The organism is Paenibacillus sp. FSL R5-0623, assembly GCF_037974265.1.
Lineage (GTDB): Bacteria > Bacillota > Bacilli > Paenibacillales > Paenibacillaceae > Paenibacillus.
The window spans coordinates 3,675,901-3,693,252 of the sequence record NZ_CP150233.1 but is presented as its reverse complement, the minus strand read 5'-3'; the positions used below and the strand labels follow the sequence as shown (position 1 = coordinate 3,693,252).

Here is a 17,352-nt window from a genome sequence, read left to right as displayed (position 1 = left end):
AATTCACATATGATTAATATTGTACTATTTCCTTTTTACATAAAGCCAAATCTACTCTTCTCTTTTTGAATAGTCAATGAAACATTTTATATGGGATCGAGAGGGTCCGATTGGTTCGTAGTAGGTCAGAGTTATTTCATATCGAGTTTTTCTAACTAATAATAAACCAAGCAACCGATCATATGATCGGTTGCTTGGTGAGGGTAAGTCTATCAAGGCAATTATTTAAAATCTTGCATTTAATCATTGATGACTGCTTTTACAGTTCTAATCGCTTTAATTGGTGTAATTCCATATTGTTTTCTTTTAATGGTTTAAAGATTCTTTCATCCAGTGTATCATTCACCAGAACAACAGGAACTTTCTCGTCAATAACTGTTTCTATAAGTGGCCATGTGTAAGCTAAATCACGATTCACGATCAATGGAATTCCAAATGGCTTATTCGTTAAAGATTTGTTTTTTTGTATTTCAGTTCTCATTCTTTCCGCACTTCTTTCAGGTGAGCGAGTTGTATCAACCTGACCGGCATTTGGACCTAGAAATACTAATCCAACCGCATTGCTTATTGCTGCAACCAATTCGGCATTAGTAACCCAAGACATGGGTCCTTGTATAATTGGCTTTTTAATATCTAATATTTCACATACTCTGTTAGCCATTTTGATCTGTTTTCCTCTTGTTAAACGAATTTTTATATTATTACTTCGTGTATTTATTTTCTGGGTAAGGTAGACCTAAATTTCCCCGAAGTGTGTCGTCCTCATATTCCTTACGGAATATGCCTCTATCTTGCAAGATGGGAACAACCAATTGGATAAAGTCCTTAAATCCTGCAGGTTGATCTTGTCTAATCAGCAAGATATCCATGATGCCTTCTCGATACCAATGTTCGATTTGTTCGGCAACCTGCTCTGCCGATCCTATCATTCCAGGTTTCGGCATTCGATAACCTTTAGGCATCCATGATTCAATTTCCCTTAGCTTTTCCAGGGCTTCTTGTTCCGTTCTACCAACGATCGGGTTGTGAGAAGGCATCATCATCAGGTCATATGGTGAACGCCCTTGATTTTGAACTTTACGTTTAAGTTCATTAGTGAATGCCTTGAGATATTCCAAATCATGTCCTGGTGCCATGATGACTTCGGCATGCTGTGCAGCAATATCCATGAACTCCGGTGAAGTGCCCGCTTGAAAGACCACTGGTCTTCCTTGCCTCGATCGACTGATGTTTAAGGGACCCTCCACGGAAAAGTAATTCCCGGTATAATCTAGCGGATGCATTTTACGCGGGTCATAAAATACCCCACGTTCCTTATCACGTATAAAGGCATCATCTTCATACGAGTCCCAAAGTCCTTCAACAATCTCCAAAACTCTTTTTTCATGGGATAAAGATCTGCTTTCTTTCTTCCATAATTGAATGATCTCCTTTTCACGAGTTCAGTTACTTTCCTTGTAGAACACCTAATTCCTTAGCCAATAATTTATGCCCTTTCTTCCGACTCTCTTGATTTGGATAGAAGTCAGCAATCATGATTTCATCCACTAAACTTGCTTTCGCCATTTGTCTAAGTTGCTCCGCAACCTGTCCAACACTTCCAATGACAAAGCGATCCTTGTTACGTTCCCTAGCCAGCTCTTCATGAGGCGTGTATTTGTGACTTTTAGCTTCTTCCGGTGTAGGGAAAGTAAGATTTATTGTCCCTGTGCTCATCTGTGCCCACATTAATTCCGCTGGTCCTGCGATATATTTAGCCTCTTCTGCCGTCTCAGCTGTAATAACGATCATCGCTAACATACTTTGGGGCTCAGCTAAATAAGATGAAGGTTTAAAATTAGAACGGTAGGCTTTTAACATGGGAATAGCCCGTTGAGGTGCCAAATGAGCTGCAAATACAAATCCTAATCCTTTTTCCAAAGCAAATTGTAACCCACCCTCACTAGATCCCAGCATAAACATATCTGGAACCATTGAACGATCTCCGGGAGGATGGATGTGACTAAATGGGTGGTTTTCTTTAAAGTTACGGGCAAAGAAGGAAAGCAGAGTATCTAGTTGCTCTGGAAAATCATTAACCTCCATTAATGCCTGGGATCTTAATAATGCCCACATCGTTCTGGCATCCGTACCAGATGCTCGGCCAATCCCGAGGTCAACTCGCCCTGGATACAATCCTTCGAGAAGCGTAAAGTTCTCCATTACTTTCAAAGGACTATGATTAGGTAGCATAACGCCTCCCGAACCTACTCGAATTGTTCTAGTGTGAGCTGATCTGTTGAACCCCCACTGTTCTGCTAGTTGAACCATTTCCGTCATATTCTGAAGACTTTCCGTAGCTGTGGTTCCGTTATAGATATGAACAAATTCCAAAATCGAAAGCCTTAGCTCATTTGCTGTACTCATATTAATTGCTCCTTGCCATCTTAAGATTAGTTAGCTTGCTAAATAAATTTGAATGGTTTTGTTTGTTTTGGTTGTTGAGCCAATCTTAAGTGTAATCGTTTCGTTTGCAAAGAGGGCAATTTATATGAACATAGTACATCTTTTTGTACCTATAGATTAGGAGTGATTTGAATGAGGGTTTCCTTGCTTGCTCCAGATTTTGAGGCTTCTCCAAATACAACTTCTCCGTCTTTAAGTGGGAGAAGAACGACTCAATACATGCATTGTCATAGCAGTTCCCACGCCGAGAATGGCTTCCTCTTAACGGATTGCATCGTGTGTAAGCCCCGCGATATTATCCTTCTTTCCAACCAATTCCGTAATCTCTTGTCCCAACTTACGCTAATCCATACCTTTGCCCCATTTCTGAATTGGATATAAAAAAGACCAAAACGATACGCTTTCCTCTACTCACATAAGGAAAATGCAAAATCATTTTGGTCATGCCTGCTTTACCAGTAACAGCCAAACACTGCTAATATTCAATTCATTATTGATGTAAACGTTTACTCGACCCATAATATCTCACAATAAGTCAGTTAACAATCACTTTATTCGTCATTTTTCTACATTGGGTCCACATCCTGCAAATACAGGCTACAGCATGTTTCATGGAATATATCTTGATTATTTCGCTAATATCCATTTTTGTCGATCAAGTGATGGATTCAGTTCACTCAGGAAGAGTTCGGTCCCATCTTCCGATACTTCTAATGCCTTTTGATGATGAGCTGAAGTAATATGAACGGATCCGTCTTTGTTTTGGTGAAGGACCCAACGCTGGTTGTTATATCCTAAGTAATGATATAGCTGAAGTTTGTTTTGCCCTATATCCAGATCAAGCGTCTGACCGGCCGTAGTACGAATTGAATATGAACCTGCTTTGTCGCCTGTCGGAACAAATACCCACTTCTGGACGGAAGCCGCACTTGCATCCTGCAAGGCAACCGGCTCCCCGTTGACAAGGTTAGCTGTGAAAATGGATTTCTGCGTTGCGGCATTTACAAGGCTGGACTTGGTGAGGTTTGCATGTTCACCGTTACTCAAATTGACGTTCTGATAAGATGCGGAGCCGCCAAATACATGGAGTCCAAAGTGACCTTCTGCAAAAGTACCATCCATAATATCTAAGACTTTTTGACTGTCCACGTGAACTATAATATGCGGACCATTCGCTTCTATTTTCACCTTATACGTTTGACCTGGTTGAATGAAAGTTGGTACTTTTGCAAGAACCTGTCGTTCTTCAAATCCTCCGTTGATTTTATAGAACAGACGGATCGCCTTCATGTTAGGGTCTAGATTCAGATAGTATCCACTGCGACCATCTTCGCTGGCTCTGAACAAAATAGAACCTGCCCCTCCTGTTTCACCGAGCATCATGTCTGCTTCATACGTAAAATTCCCAGCCTTCTCTTTGGCAATATAATTCGCATCGCTCAAATATTTACCCCGAATCCCATGTTCACTAACTAACCATGAAGCAGCAGACAGATCTTTAGTCCATCCACTCAGGTTTGACCGGAACTCGCCACCTGAGACTTTAACGAGTACACTAGTGGAAGTTTTGCCATTCGGAGTAGATACGGTGACTGTGGACTCCCCTTCTTTTTTTGCCTTAATAACTGCGTGTGAATTGTCTACCAAGTCTATGGCTATTACGTCGTTATTACTGGAATTCCACTTCAGCGGTTGAACGCCTAAACCCGGACCATACTCGACCATCGCCTGCAGTGTATCCGACTCGCCTACCCCCAGTTCCCGAGCGCTCGTATCCATCTTTATTTGAGCTTTTGAAGGAATGTCCTCGTTCCAGACAGATTGGAGTTGATGCACTTTCAAGGAAACAACGTTTACATTCCCATCTTTCACGTAAAAACTCATCGTTCTACTAGCAGGATCCGGAAATATAACATCTGAAAAGACGACTTTGCCGTCGTTACCAAAGGCTTCAACAGAAGACTCATCCACAAGAATACGCATCTTGATCCGATTATTCTCCATTTGCGTAGGCGCTTCATGTTTCTTACTAAATAGGTTAGAAAAATCCGTTTCACCGGATGCAGTTCGGTCCACAAACATACGACTATCGCTTGCCCTATACCCCACGACCGTCTTCTGATTTGCACCCTCACGAATGTTAAAGCCAAACTCGGTCACTGTGCTGGCTTCGGGGATTTCAATTTCAGCTTCAATTTCGTAAGCACCTGAAATAATACCTTTTAGCAGATTCCCGGAAGAAGGACTCACCGACTTGTTGGAAGCAGAATACAAAGGTTTACGCAGTGATTCCAATTCTTTAATTGGACTTTGCACCATCCGAATTCCATCTTTGGTCGTTACCAATGATACTTCTCTCGGAATGGTTAGTTCACCTTTCCAATTGGACGTTGGGAAAGCGAACGGATAATCCCAATTCGTCATCCACGCCATCATCACTGTGCGATGATCAGGCATGTTAGCGAAAGACATGGAAGCGTAAAATTCTTTACCAAAATCTGTTCTTAGCACCTTACCCGCCGGATTATCGTTCACGAATTTACCATCAGCTGTTAAATGACCGATAAAATACTCGGCATCTGATCCACCTGTTTTGGGATTCGCTCCTGTACTGATCATCATAACCCACTTCTTCTGTGACGTTCCGTCTACCGGAAGCTGGAACAAATCAGGACATTCCCATACTCCTCCGCGGACGTAATCCCCATATCCCCAATTATCTGTCAATGTCCAGTCAAGTAAATTCGTTGACGTGTAGAAACGAATATGATCTCCTCCGGACACAACCATAACCCAGCGGTTATTTTCATCATCACGGATCACTTTCGGATCGCGGAAATCCCAATTCCCAGCTTCATTTCCGCTCTTACCTGGGTTCTCAATCACAATCGGGCGCTCCTTCGAATACGCCCAAGTACGACCTTGGTCTTTACTGTAAGCCAGACCTATACGCTGGTTCCCATTCGGGCTATCCGGATTAAAGGAAGTGTAGTATGCAATAAGGCCTTTGCCTCCTGAATCTCCGAATAAACCAGATGCATTTGTCATATCCGCAACAGCTGACCCAGACCAGACATGTCCGTGATCATTCCAGGGAAGTGCAATCGGAAGCCGTTTCCAGTTCAGCATATCTTTACTTACCGCATGTGCCCATGTTCCTCCATCCTGATGGAAGAGATGATATTCTCCTTCGAAGTAGACAAGTCCATTCGGATCACTCGCTGAACCACGTATAGGCGTGTAGTGATATTGTGGACGATATATCTCATTGTAATATTGGCTCTGTTCCGTCACATAAGTATCCTGGAAGTAAGCCGTCCCCTTTTTTACGGCGATTCCAGTACTTCCACTCCTGTAGGTTGTATCTTTCACGTCAATTGCAGCCGTAGTGTACCCGTCCAGGAAGACCTGAATTCGATCTCCCTTTGCCTTGATTTCCACATGATGTTTGGCTCCCATCTGACTCGGATAAGTACGTTGCGAACTTGCAATTACGGTTCCTTTTGTATTCGTCAAACTTACACGGACCCGATCTCCTTCCTTCGTAAGAGTAGCTTCATATCCTTCAGCTCCATCGCTTGAAGATCGAAATGCGAGAGCTGCAATAGAATCAGGACGAAGGGTAATACTCCCTTCATAGACCATATCAGTCGCATTTTTATTATAGATTTGCTGTGCTTTGCTCTCCTGTTCTACCGTCCCTCTTTTGCCGTTAATATCAGGCTGCCATTTTCCCTTGTTAGAAAGCACCGTCCCCAAATTACCTTTCAGATCGCTTACCACGATGTTTGAAAACAAGGCGGATCCATCCCATACATGGAGTCCAAGCTTTCCGCTTTGATACGAAATGTCTTGAACATCAATTAATGGTTTATATTGATTGCCCCAATATACTTTTAGCGAGGAACCCACTGCCTTCACTTTAAGATGATAGATTTGCCCCATTTCAACAGAAACTTTACGCTCCTCCTTTAATCTCCCATCTCCATTTCTTGCATCTCTTAACCGAATCAGGCCTGCGTCCGGAACGATTTGCAGCATATACGAGCTAAAGCCATCCTCATTAGAACGAAATAACAATGTTGCGTCTGCCTTCGTATCCCTGATCATGACATCAGCTTCATAGATAAAATCATCGGAAACTGTCTCTGAGATGGCCATTACATTTTCTTTAGGCTGTGAAGTCAGCAAGATTCCTTCTGAAGTATCCTCTAATCCCCCTTTTCCTTTCACTTGCCAGCCTATCAAATTGGTGTTTGATTTGGATGCGCTTTCAAAAATATCAAGCTCCTCCTTTGCCTGTTTCTTTGTTTCCTGATCAGCGAGTACAGCACTAGCCGCAATTGATTTAGATGTAAAAATCCCGTTTGAAGTCAGAGTTAATCCCGTTGCCATCAGAAGACATATTGCGAATTTAGATTTATCTTTCATTCCATACCCTCTTTTCTAATAATATTGTGAAGTTGGTTCAAATTTAATTGGTTTTGGACAACCAGTTCAGTTTGGTTGCCCAAAACCGCGCAGTAACCATTAAGGGGAATCAAGCCATTACTAAATTCTAAACCCTCTGATTTTCCCAAATGCTTACGAGATCATTGATTTGAAGCGACACGACCTTTAGTTCTCCGCCAATGGCATAGAGTTCCAGCCCTGTACTTCCCAAGTCGGGGAAAATCGTGTCTGAAATGATAGTTGTCCCATTGTTGCCAAAGATCTCTACACTTGACCAATCAACATAGATGCTCAACTGTATCCGTTTATGCTCTGGCTTCATGGGGGCCTTGTGTTTTGCAGCAAAATCGGGATGGAAATCAACAGCGTTCGACTTCGTTCGATCGGCAAACAACTCCTCATCCAAGACATTATATCCGATGACTGTCTCCTGGTTGGAAGAGGAAGACTTTCGCACCTTGAACCCAAATTCTATTGCATTACCAATTTCGAATTCCGCAATAATTTCCATCTTTGCAGCAGAAACAGCAGACAAAACGTTCATATCTGGTTTAATCGTAATGTCTTGTAGAGACAGAATTGATTTTCTAAGTTGATTTAACTCAGTTATGGGTGCTTGAATTAAGCGAAGTCCTTCCGAATACGTCCTGAGCTGAATCTCACGTGGGATGGACATATGACCACGCCATTCTTTAGAAGGAAGAGTGGAAGCATAACGCCAATTATTCATCCAGCCGACCCAAATCTTTCGCCCATCCTCATTCGGGATACCGTCCCAGGTCACGGCCGCGTAAAAGTCAGATCCGTAATCTATCCATTGGATTGCATCGAATGATTCCAATGTTTCATCTAGTGTAAAAACCTTACCATCAAAGTGACCAATAAAATACATCATGCCAGAACCGCCTGCGGGTGGTTCTGAATCGTTTGGATTTACGCCATTTCTATCTCCGACACTTAGTGTCAGAATCCATTTAGTGGTGTTAGGGTCTTCATCCACTTGGAGTTTAAAAACATCAGGACATTCAAAAATCCCACAATGAATGCCCGGAATATCAGAACCGAAACCGCTTGCAAAAGACCAATCCTTAAGATTCGAAGATGTGTAAAATTCTACACGGTCACTTACAGCAAGAACCATTACCCAGTTTGAAGATTCTTCATGCCAGAATACTTTTGGGTCTCGAAAGTCTAGCGTCTCCGTGGGGAATAAGACAGGGTTACCTTCATATTTTGTCCAGGTTCTACCTTTGTCCTTGCTGTAAGCGATGCTTTGAACCTGCGGTTTACCGGGTTGAGCGCTGTTATCGTTATTAGTATAAATTGCTACCAATCCTGATCCTGCTTCGTTGAAGAATCCACTGGTATTGTTCTTATCGACTACCGCACTTCCCGAAAAGATCGCGCCATCTTCCCCAGGCGAGATGGCTGGTGGAAGTTCATCCCAATGTATTAAATCATTACTTACTGCATGCCCCCAATGCATTCTGCCGAAGTCAGGCTGCGTATCATGGGGAGTATATTGGTAGAAAAGGTGATATTCTCCTTCGTAATAAACCATTCCGTTAGGATCGTTCATCCAATTTCCCTTAGGCGAATAATGTATTTGGGGTCTGTATTCATTTTTATAAATAAAGTTTTCTGGATCTTTGCTGATACTATTTTCACCTGATAGATGTACTTTTTTAATTTTATTCACGCTCCCTTAAGCTACTTAGAATCTAAAAGAAGAAATATGCATTCCTTATTAACAAAATAATCCACCTGTTTCCGTTTGTCAAAGTATTTTTGGGTAAATGAACACTATTTTTTATGTATATATCTGTTTTAGTTTACATTTGCACAATTTATGACTGATTATAGAAAACAACAATTATTTATTTAAGTTGATTTAATCATTTTTTTATTGCTTTAAACCTAATGGTTTACAAATGTAAAAATGGTTTACATCTAAACTTCTCTTTACTTGTTCAACAAAATATCGTTAGTATTAAACCCGATTTTACCGATAAAACAAAAAAAGCCGCTAAAATAGCGACTTCAATAGGAATATGTTCTTGTCTCTTGACATGTTCTAAATAAATTAACGGCTCGCTTATGCTTTAACAACTTCAACCTTTTTATCCCCTGCTGACTTCGCTACTTCTAACGTTGTGTTACCTTGGTTAATGACTATTACGCCAGTAGCCAGCATAGAAACGATTAAAGCTGCTCTGAGGGCTGTGGAAATTTTCTTCTTGATCATAACCATACCTCCGTTACTATTATGATGTAATAAGTGGCTCTAGATTATGACGAGCCGAGTGTGACTAGATATTACAATATTTAACTTATTTGTTGGGTAATCTACCTGGTGATTGTATTATAACGTACTGACAATGATTGTAAAAGGATTTTTTCCTTGTGTTCAAATACAATAAAGTATGATTGTTTTCTCAGAAGAATTTCTTTTCAAAACTAAAAAAAATGGCGGTCATTCTCCTTGATGTAAAGTATCTACATATTCAATAAATCTTTTCGCTGCAGGGGAAATATGATGATCATCTCTCCACTTTAATCCTATTTCCCAGTACCATCCTTCATCAATGATAGGGATCCAGACCAATTCATCTAACATCAAACCCAGTGTCTTAGGCAGTACTGATACACCTAGACCCGACTTTATAAAACCGGCTACAGTGATCAGGTCCTCCGCTTCATAAGCCGAAGCAAGAAAAAATCCGGTATGTTGGAACCGGGATAAAATCGTTGCTTTTAATCCACAGTTGTTTTTCAATCCAATAAATGGCTCGCCAGACAGCTCTGCCAAACTAAGAGCGCTACAATCTGCATAACGATGTTGAGCGGGAACAACAATGTATAAAGGAACATTTTGAATCGTCTTCCAGTGATGATTATCCAAAGTAGATTCCCTCGATGTAATCATAATATCCGAAAATCCTTGCTCCAGATGTGCATCAATATCTCCTAAGTTCCCTTGTGTCAATTCGAACCGAACTTTGGGATACTTCAATTGATAACTTCGAATTAGGCTAGGGATTAATTCAACACCGAGAATGTTTAGATAAGACAACGTAATCACACCAGTATCCGGGTTGGACCACTCTTCGATTTCCTTTAGGCCATTTTCAATATTTTGTAGAGCTCGACCAATCCATTTAGAGAACATTGTACCGTTTCGGTTCAGCTTTATGTTTCGTCCATTTCGCTCAAATAAAGGAGCTCCTATTTCATTTTCGAGCTTGGCAATGGCATGACTTAACGCTGGCTGAGTAATACCAAGTTTTTTGGAGGCTAAGGTCATATGTTCAAGCCGTGCAACGGTCATAAAGTACTCTAATTGTGTAAGTTCCATTAAAACTATCCCTCCATATATTAATATTATTCATCATTTTTATTATTATAATAAATTGGACGTTATGAAAGTGGCAAGTGTAATATTAGTTCTAGCTCCTCTCGAACAACTCATCCAGCTTTAGAGACAGAGCAATTTTAAATTAAATATTGACTACCATTACTAGGAGGAATAGTTATGCATAAACAATTTGAGTTTTCTGTATCGGAATTTGAAGGTAAAAAGGTGCTTGTAACCGGAGGAACAAAGGGAATGGGGCAAGCTGTTGTAAAAAGACTTGCAAACGGCGGAGCTACAGTCCTTACTACTGCCCGTTCCCTATCAACTGACTTACCAAATTCAGTAAAATTTGTGCAAGCAGATGTCGCCACACCTGAAGGGATAGAACAAATAATTACAGCAGTAAAAGAGCAACTTGGAGGTATCGATATTATTGTCCATTGCGTAGGTGGATCAACGACACCACCAGGAGGTGCACTTGTATTGAGTGATGAGGATTGGCTTCATACATTAAATTGGAATTTGCTCGCAGCAGTTCGACTTGATCGTGGCTTAATTCCACTTATGTTAAAAAATAAATCAGGTGTTATTCTTCATTTCACTTCCATCCAGAGACGTTTGCCTTTATATGAAACTACACTGGCTTATGCATCTGCCAAAGCCGCGCTGACTAACTATAGCAAGGGATTATCGAATGAATTTTCCCCTCAAGGAATTCGCATAAATACGTTGTCTCCCGGGTTTATTCAGACAGAAGCAGCTGACGCATTAATTGATCGGATCGCAACGGAAACCGGAAGTCGAGAAAGTGCGCTTGAACAACTTATGACTTCACTCGGAGGTATTCCAATTGGTCGGCCAGGATTTCCTGAAGAAGTCGCTGAGCTGGTCGCATTTCTGGTCTCGGACCGAGCAGCTTCTATTACAGGTAGTGAATATGTCATAGATGGAGGAACTATTCCTACCGTCTAATAACGAAATTAATAAAATGAATTAATAAAGGGAGAGTATAATATGGATCTCAATCATTTACCATCTGTAATTGGCAAATACATTACTGCATCGAACAAGCCAGACCCCGCAGTGTTTGTAGATTGTTTTTCAGAGAATGCCGTTGTGTTGGATGAAGGAAAAAAGCGAAATGGCAAACAGGCGATTCGGGAATGGAGTGATCAAAACCATTTTGCGGCGAATGTAACCTTAGAGCCAACAAAAGCAAAAAAAATAGGTGATGAAATTGTGTTAACATGCAAGCTGGATGGTACTTATGACAAGACTGGACTACCCGATCCACTATTATTGAATTATCATTTTGTTATTGTTGACGATAAGATCGTCAGACTTTCCATTGTTTAAAGGCATTTAAATGGCTTGTCCGCAACGAGCTGCACTCTTTGTACATGATTTGAACAAAATGCCCCCACAATGATGTATTTGATCCTGTGGGGGCATATTTAAATATTAGTTTCATTCAGATATGAGGATATCACTCACTATATTGGCATGTTTTGAATCACGGCTACCGTTCAACATTAATTAAAGGCTGTATTTTGATGTCGAAGTCAACATTAATTTTCATATTTTCCCAATATTTTAGCCATTGCTCTTCCGTTAGTTGTTTAGAAAACGGCTTAAGCGAATGTGTGCCAACTTCTAAGGGATCCACTTTCAACCGTTGCATGCTTTTTAATAATACTGACGTTTGTTCCTCAAGATATACCTCAATCTCATGAATGAAATGTTCCAATTCTTCCTCGTTTTGAATATTCTTATCTCCCTGATATTCCTCAATTCTTCCTTTCAGTACCACATGTAAAGACAAGGATGAATAGTCACTCGATAGTTTCATGCGAATATTGGATCGAACACGTCCTAAACTGATCGATAACTTTGGAATGGCCAAGACTTTTAAGAAATGATCGTTATCCAGAAGTTGAAAAATTTCATCGCTTATGTCTTGAGTGACCATTGCTTCTTTGTCATTTCGGAACATGGCCGTTCCAACGTAATTGAAATTGTTCTTATCCGCTTGAAAAACGGGAAGAATCGGATCCTTAAGAGGAGAATATAACTTCTTCATAAATTGATGAATATTGACAATGCTCATTTCACCCTGGTTATGCTTCTCGTAATGCCTTAGCATCCGATAAAGAAAATAATCTTGGTTTTCTTGCTTCGTCAATTGATTTATTATGTATTCATCAAAATCCCCTCTAACAACCACTAAATAGACACGCATTGAAATATCGGGATCTACCAATATCGTATTGATCAGCTTTTCAATACCTTCTTCTTTTGCCAGTTTCTCATTGATTAATAATATTCGCAGCTGCCCCTGTTTCAGTTCCCGATAATAAATTAAATTAAACTCCTTGCCTCCCTGCTTTATCAGATCAACTTCCTTGGAGAGAAATCGTTTTTTTTCTTCGATGAGTGGTGGTACTAAAGTGCTGATTTTAAACTTTCCCTCCGTCCCCTTGTCAACCGACCAGAAAACGACCGGAGCGATCTCTTCGATCAGATTGTTTTCGGCATATGGAGCAGAGCAGCCGGTTATCCACATAAGGCTTACAATCGCCAATAAACCATAATACTTGTATGGTATCATGCCTGCATACTCTCCTTTCGTTTAACCACAGTGAAAAGGATCGCAGGAACAAGCAAATAAATGAATGCTCCTAGCCAGATTTGAAGGTTCAGTAACATCGTTTGACCCGGAACCGTTTGCCATAACCATTGATCCATGATGATGATACTTATCAAAATGACGAACCAACTCGACAACAATCCAGTCAGTGTTGTACTTGAATTCATTTTTTTCATAAAAACTCTTGCAGCTCCATAAAAACACAACAACAGAATTGAAATGTCAAATACGTAATTAAACATATGGAAAGAGATAAGAATGTACTCGATTCGTTCTAAACCGCTCGTTTGAAGATAGCTCCCCATGTATGCTACCGGAAAGTTGATCTTGCTTAAGAAGTTGGAACCATAGAACAATACCGAAGCTATGAACAATAATGAATATTCCAAAATCGTCAGCATGTTGCCCATGACAAGATATTTGGTTATTTTTGTGTTGGAGCTTAGCCATGGAACAATAAAGGCCAAATACACTGGACCGGAAAATGCCGACCATATAAACAACAAACCCTGCCATGATTGCCCTGACCATTCGGTGGGGATTAGAGGATACAAATCGCGGTAATCTGAAATCGATGAAAAGAAAAAAGGAATAAACATGAGTAAGATCCACGCCCCGCATAGAAAGGCGATAACGACAAAACGCAATGTTTTCTCCATGCCATGTGAAGCCACAAATAAACTGATCGATAGAATAACGAGGATCAGCCACGTTTTATTCATTGATGGATAAATAAAACTATGGAGCATTTCAACGTAACCCAGAGTGATGATTGAAATTTTCAACAGTATTATCAAAAAACCAAGTATCGCGAAAATGTGAACCGCTCGTTTTCCAAAAAGCTGTACAAATCCTTGATAGCCTTTGGCTGCATAACTGGAAGCAAACCATCTGGACAGCATCATCAAATTAAGTTGAGACAGCAGCCCCAAGGCGACAATACCCCAAACCATATAGGAATGGACCAAATAAACGGGCATGATTAGAACAAAATAATGCATTTGCGTACGATTAACCAATAAAAGGAAATGGATACTGCCAAGGGTGGAGGTTTGCTTGAATAAGGATAGAGTCTTCATTTCTTCATCTTCTCCTGTCGCCATTTCTGTAATGTTTTTAGATTACTCGGACGCGTTTTCATCCAAATCAGAGGCCCGCGAATAAAGAGGTCAATCCAATCCTTCCCGTAAAAAGGAGAAAGAGGTGCCAGATAAGGTTGACCTAATGACGTTAGTGCATGGATATGCGCAAGAATCCCGATTAGCCCGACCACGATTCCTGGCAGCCCAAGAACCGATGCAAGGATAAGAAGAAACACTTGCAACAGAACCATGGATTTTGTCATTTGATAGTTGGGAACTAAAAAGAAAGCAATAGCGGATATACCCATCAAAACAATTAATACTTTACTTGCAAAGCCTGCTTCTACAGCCGCTTGTCCAATGACAATACCACCGATAACCCCTAAAGTTTGACTCGTTTTGGTCGGCATTCGCAAACTGGCTTCTTTGATGATTTCCAGCGTTACGATCATGAAAAGTCCTTCCACAAACGGAGTAAAAGGCAATTTGCTTCTCGATTCCAATAATACGAAAAGAATCGGCAGTGGAACCATTTGGTAATGAAATGTCGTTAACGCTACATAAAAAGGAATCATCGTCAAAGAAATAATAAAACTTCCATACCTCATTAAACGCAAGAAACTGGCGACTGGCCAACGCAGGAAGTAGTCTTCTGGCGATTGGAAGAGATGAAATAATGTAATGGGACAAATTAAAGCAAACGGTGAATTGGAGACCAATAAAGTCAGCTTACCTTCACCTAAGGCGTAGGCACAGGCATCCGGCCGATCCGTTTGTAGAAACTGCGGAAAGACTGTATGGTTATGATCTTCAATAAAAGCTGCAAGCTGTGCGGAGTCTAGAAACTGATCGAAATCCACACTTTCAATTTTCTTTCTTGCAATGGAAACAAATTCAGGATTAATGATTCCGTCTATGTACATTAACACAACCTTTGTTTTGCTTAGTGATCCGATAGTAAAGCTTTCTGTTTTTAATGTCGTTATAGGCAAACGTCTGCGCAGCATTGTAATGTTTTTATCGATTTGTTCGCTGAAGCTGTCTTTCGCTCCATATATGACCGTTTCCGTTTGGGAAGATTCAACTGCCCGACCAAGAGGATTCTCCAATTGTACACCTAGCCATTGATCGTTGACTGAATCGTGGAGAAGGATACATCCTTGCATTATTTTTTGCCCAGCATCTTCGAGCGATTTAACTTCCGAAACTTCGGAATTGATGATGCATGAAGAAAGCGAATTTCCGCCTGATTGATGAAGTGGCTGAATAATCGCCTCGTTTAAACGTTCTTGATCTATTAACGTTTTTATAAATATAAGATGGACTGAAGCACTCGTACCTATTTTGTGTTCAATGATTTCAGCGTCTTCCATATGGTTTAATAGTTGTTTTAAATCATCAAGCCATGTAGATTTTTGATGATTTTTCATTTGAGGCTCGTTTTTTTCAACCATGGTCTTCTCCTTTATCAAAGTAATCAAAACGGTCTAAGGTTAATATCTTGTCCTGTAATCGAAAAATCATACGACCGGCAATGTGTATACTAAGCCTCAACATGTTCGAGAATGAGATGGAAATCTGGATCAGGATTCTTTTTACTCGGTGAGAATGCATGTGATATTTTTTCAATGCATATGAAAAAACCTCAGCCGGGTTAAGTGAGCTGAGGTCAATAAATTAACGATTTATGCTTTTTTAGTTGCTACCACTGTTGGTTTGATTCCGTTGGCTTTCACATCAGGTGCTTCGAATACCCCTAATTGGGACTACTAGAGTCGCACCAAACTTCTTCATTTAATAACTTCAACCTTTTTATCCCCTGCTGACTTCGCAACCTCTAACGTTGTTTTACCTTCAATAGCGACTATCACGCCAGTAGCCAGCAAAGAAACGATTAAAGCTGCGCTGATGGTTTTCGAAATTGTCTTCTTGACCATAACCACACCTCCTAATAGTTACAATATTTAACTTTATTGGGTAATATGCCTGGTGGTTGTATTATAACGTACTGACAATGATTGTAAAAGAAGTTTTCCTTGTGTTCGAATAAATAAATTATCAGAATCGGAAAATAAATCAGATAGATTGTCTAGGCTCCCTTTGCCGCGGACTTAATACCAACTATATGTAAGGTCAGTGATTCATATAATGGGCATATAGTTGCTCGAAGGTTGTAAAACGTTTGACTTCTCTGCCGACCTTATTATATTCATCTAGATAGTCATCCATCACTTCAAGGAACTTCTCTTTCATAACTGGTAAATTGCTTGCATCAAAGTACTGCATAAGATCAAATTTCTGAGTTCCTTTCTCTACAGCCATTTCATCAAGATATCCATGTGCTCCAAAGGCGGAAAGAAAGACGTAGGGAGCATCGTTCGATATAACACTGTTCAATATTTTATTGCGGTAGTTGCACCACAATTCTTCGTATGTCCCCCTCAGATTATCAAAGGACGGAGCCGGTTTAACAATGAAGTTATCACACATCGTTCTATGCAACCTCGTAACACTGCTTAACATATTAAAAGATGCTATTCGGATATCTTCAATGGTATGAGCTTCAATGATTGACATGTATAAGGGTTCGAGATCATCCGGAACATAGCGAAACAAGCGTATCTCTTCCAAATATCGCTTAATCCCTCGTTTGATGCACGTGTTATTCATGCTGACCAAGGCATTAACTAGATTATACAAAACTTCACCAGATGCATAACGCACAGAACCGATATCTTCACCCAGCATCGTATTGCTGTATGCTTGCTTAGCCATATCGATCCATTGATTTGCGCGATTAAGACATGCTTCTCCTATCGGGTTAGCAAGTGCATCAAGCGCTTTTTGCCGGAAGTCGTTCAATTTCTCCAGATCCTCAGGTTTTGCATAGTAGAGTACTTTGAGGTCAGTTAGACTCGATACGTTGGGACTCTCCAAGGTGGATTGCTCTTGTATTCTTGAGTCCCATGGCGTGCAATAGATGTCATATCCAACGTCATCCAGGATAAAGCAATCGGATATGCCCCATCCCTTTTCTGTATTATTAATGATAATTAAATCAAGATCACTCTTCTCGTGAAAGTCCCCGGTGCTAAACGAACCAGTAAGCCCAATAATGGCGATATCGTCTAGAAAATCTCTTTTTACGCGTTCGATCACCATGTTAATGAGCAATTCATTTTTGTCCAGCAACATCTTTTTTATGTTTTCTTTCATTCATTACACCCCTTTCATGATCCGGCCGTCCTTCATCACAACAACCTTAGCTTGAGTCTATTGATTTAGAGGTGCGGTTACTATGTATAAGTTGATTTAAGTCATCTTTGAACAAAATCCGCTAAACCGTCGATAAGACGTGTTAGCGGATAGCA

14 protein-coding genes are annotated in these 17,352 nt (G+C 40.5%); 2 read left to right on the top strand and 12 right to left on the bottom strand.

Annotation, left to right across the window (positions count from 1 at the left end; all coding sequences use genetic code 11):
- Positions 1-259: 259 nt before the first annotated feature.
- The 7 genes from MKY92_RS16095 to MKY92_RS16065 form a co-directional block, all read right to left on the bottom strand.
- Positions 260-661, bottom strand: coding sequence for a nitronate monooxygenase (locus tag MKY92_RS16095; protein ID WP_339296887.1), 402 nt, complete (start codon positions 659-661; stop codon positions 260-262).
- Positions 662-701: 40 nt separating this feature from the next.
- Entirely contained in the window at positions 702-1,373 is a 672-nt protein-coding gene (locus tag MKY92_RS16090) for an LLM class flavin-dependent oxidoreductase (protein ID WP_339296886.1), read from the bottom strand.
- A gap of 73 nt (positions 1,374-1,446) precedes the next feature.
- Positions 1,447-2,406 carry an MsnO8 family LLM class oxidoreductase gene (locus MKY92_RS16085; RefSeq protein ID WP_339296885.1) on the bottom strand — a complete coding sequence of 320 codons (960 nt, stop codon included), beginning with the start codon at positions 2,404-2,406 and terminating at the stop codon, positions 1,447-1,449.
- A 666-nt stretch (positions 2,407-3,072) separates the two neighbouring features.
- Positions 3,073-6,876: a GH32 C-terminal domain-containing protein gene (locus MKY92_RS16080; RefSeq protein ID WP_339296884.1), complete on the bottom strand. Its 3,804-nt coding sequence runs from the start codon at positions 6,874-6,876 to the stop codon at positions 3,073-3,075.
- A gap of 127 nt (positions 6,877-7,003) precedes the next feature.
- Positions 7,004-8,596, bottom strand: a complete 1,593-nt coding sequence (locus MKY92_RS16075) for a glycoside hydrolase family 32 protein (protein ID WP_339296883.1) — start codon at positions 8,594-8,596, stop codon at positions 7,004-7,006.
- A gap of 396 nt (positions 8,597-8,992) precedes the next feature.
- Positions 8,993-9,142, bottom strand: a complete 150-nt coding sequence (locus tag MKY92_RS16070) for a hypothetical protein (RefSeq protein WP_339296882.1) — start codon at positions 9,140-9,142, stop codon at positions 8,993-8,995.
- A 228-nt stretch (positions 9,143-9,370) separates the two neighbouring features.
- Positions 9,371-10,252: a LysR family transcriptional regulator gene (locus MKY92_RS16065; protein WP_339296881.1), complete on the bottom strand. Its 882-nt coding sequence runs from the start codon at positions 10,250-10,252 to the stop codon at positions 9,371-9,373.
- 177 nt (positions 10,253-10,429) lie between these two features.
- Here MKY92_RS16065 and MKY92_RS16060 point away from each other — a divergent pair, with 177 nt between their 5' ends.
- The gene (locus tag MKY92_RS16060) at positions 10,430-11,224 is read left to right on the top strand and encodes an SDR family oxidoreductase (RefSeq protein ID WP_339296880.1); all 795 of its coding nucleotides are present in this window, start codon (positions 10,430-10,432) and stop codon (positions 11,222-11,224) included.
- Positions 11,225-11,266: 42 nt separating this feature from the next.
- The gene (locus MKY92_RS16055) at positions 11,267-11,608 is read left to right on the top strand and encodes a nuclear transport factor 2 family protein (protein WP_339296879.1); all 342 of its coding nucleotides are present in this window, start codon (positions 11,267-11,269) and stop codon (positions 11,606-11,608) included.
- Between the two features lie 163 nt (positions 11,609-11,771).
- Here the strand turns inward: MKY92_RS16055 and MKY92_RS16050 are convergent, their stop codons facing one another.
- From MKY92_RS16050 to MKY92_RS16030, 5 genes are all read right to left on the bottom strand, one after another.
- The gene (locus tag MKY92_RS16050; RefSeq protein WP_339296878.1) at positions 11,772-12,860 is read right to left on the bottom strand and encodes a Ger(x)C family spore germination C-terminal domain-containing protein; all 1,089 of its coding nucleotides are present in this window, start codon (positions 12,858-12,860) and stop codon (positions 11,772-11,774) included.
- Entirely contained in the window at positions 12,857-14,002 is a 1,146-nt protein-coding gene (locus tag MKY92_RS16045) for a GerAB/ArcD/ProY family transporter (RefSeq protein WP_339296877.1), read from the bottom strand. The genes MKY92_RS16050 and MKY92_RS16045 overlap by 4 nt, the downstream gene beginning before the upstream one ends.
- On the bottom strand, positions 13,975-15,435 hold the full coding sequence (locus tag MKY92_RS16040) for a spore germination protein (RefSeq protein WP_339296876.1): 1,461 nt from the start codon (positions 15,433-15,435) through the stop codon (positions 13,975-13,977). Before MKY92_RS16040 ends, MKY92_RS16045 begins: the two co-directional genes overlap by 28 nt.
- A 336-nt stretch (positions 15,436-15,771) precedes the next feature.
- Positions 15,772-15,918 (bottom strand): hypothetical protein, encoded by a 147-nt coding sequence (locus MKY92_RS16035; RefSeq protein ID WP_339296875.1) that lies wholly within the window; start codon positions 15,916-15,918, stop codon positions 15,772-15,774.
- Between the two features lie 196 nt (positions 15,919-16,114).
- On the bottom strand, positions 16,115-17,197 hold the full coding sequence (locus MKY92_RS16030) for a nucleotidyltransferase domain-containing protein (protein WP_339296874.1): 1,083 nt from the start codon (positions 17,195-17,197) through the stop codon (positions 16,115-16,117).
- Positions 17,198-17,352 lie beyond the last annotated feature (155 nt).

Excerpts from the sequence above, each read along its gene's own strand:
- MKY92_RS16085 (WP_339296885.1), bottom strand. The coding sequence starts at position 2,406 with ATGAGTACAGCAAATGAGCTAAGGCTTTCGATTTTGGAATTTGTTCAT.
- MKY92_RS16095 (WP_339296887.1), bottom strand. The coding sequence starts at position 661 with ATGGCTAACAGAGTATGTGAAATATTAGATATTAAAAAGCCAATTATA.
- MKY92_RS16060 (WP_339296880.1), top strand. The coding sequence starts at position 10,430 with ATGCATAAACAATTTGAGTTTTCTGTATCGGAATTTGAAGGTAAAAAG.
- MKY92_RS16050 (WP_339296878.1), bottom strand. The coding sequence starts at position 12,860 with ATGATACCATACAAGTATTATGGTTTATTGGCGATTGTAAGCCTTATG.
- MKY92_RS16055 (WP_339296879.1), top strand. The coding sequence starts at position 11,267 with ATGGATCTCAATCATTTACCATCTGTAATTGGCAAATACATTACTGCA.
- MKY92_RS16035 (WP_339296875.1), bottom strand. The coding sequence starts at position 15,918 with ATGGTCAAGAAGACAATTTCGAAAACCATCAGCGCAGCTTTAATCGTT.
- MKY92_RS16045 (WP_339296877.1), bottom strand. The coding sequence starts at position 14,002 with ATGGCGACAGGAGAAGATGAAGAAATGAAGACTCTATCCTTATTCAAG.
- MKY92_RS16070 (WP_339296882.1), bottom strand. The coding sequence starts at position 9,142 with ATGATCAAGAAGAAAATTTCCACAGCCCTCAGAGCAGCTTTAATCGTT.
- MKY92_RS16030 (WP_339296874.1), bottom strand. The coding sequence starts at position 17,197 with ATGAAAGAAAACATAAAAAAGATGTTGCTGGACAAAAATGAATTGCTC.
- MKY92_RS16080 (WP_339296884.1), bottom strand. The coding sequence starts at position 6,876 with ATGAAAGATAAATCTAAATTCGCAATATGTCTTCTGATGGCAACGGGA.
- MKY92_RS16065 (WP_339296881.1), bottom strand. The coding sequence starts at position 10,252 with ATGGAACTTACACAATTAGAGTACTTTATGACCGTTGCACGGCTTGAA.
- MKY92_RS16040 (WP_339296876.1), bottom strand. The coding sequence starts at position 15,435 with ATGGTTGAAAAAAACGAGCCTCAAATGAAAAATCATCAAAAATCTACA.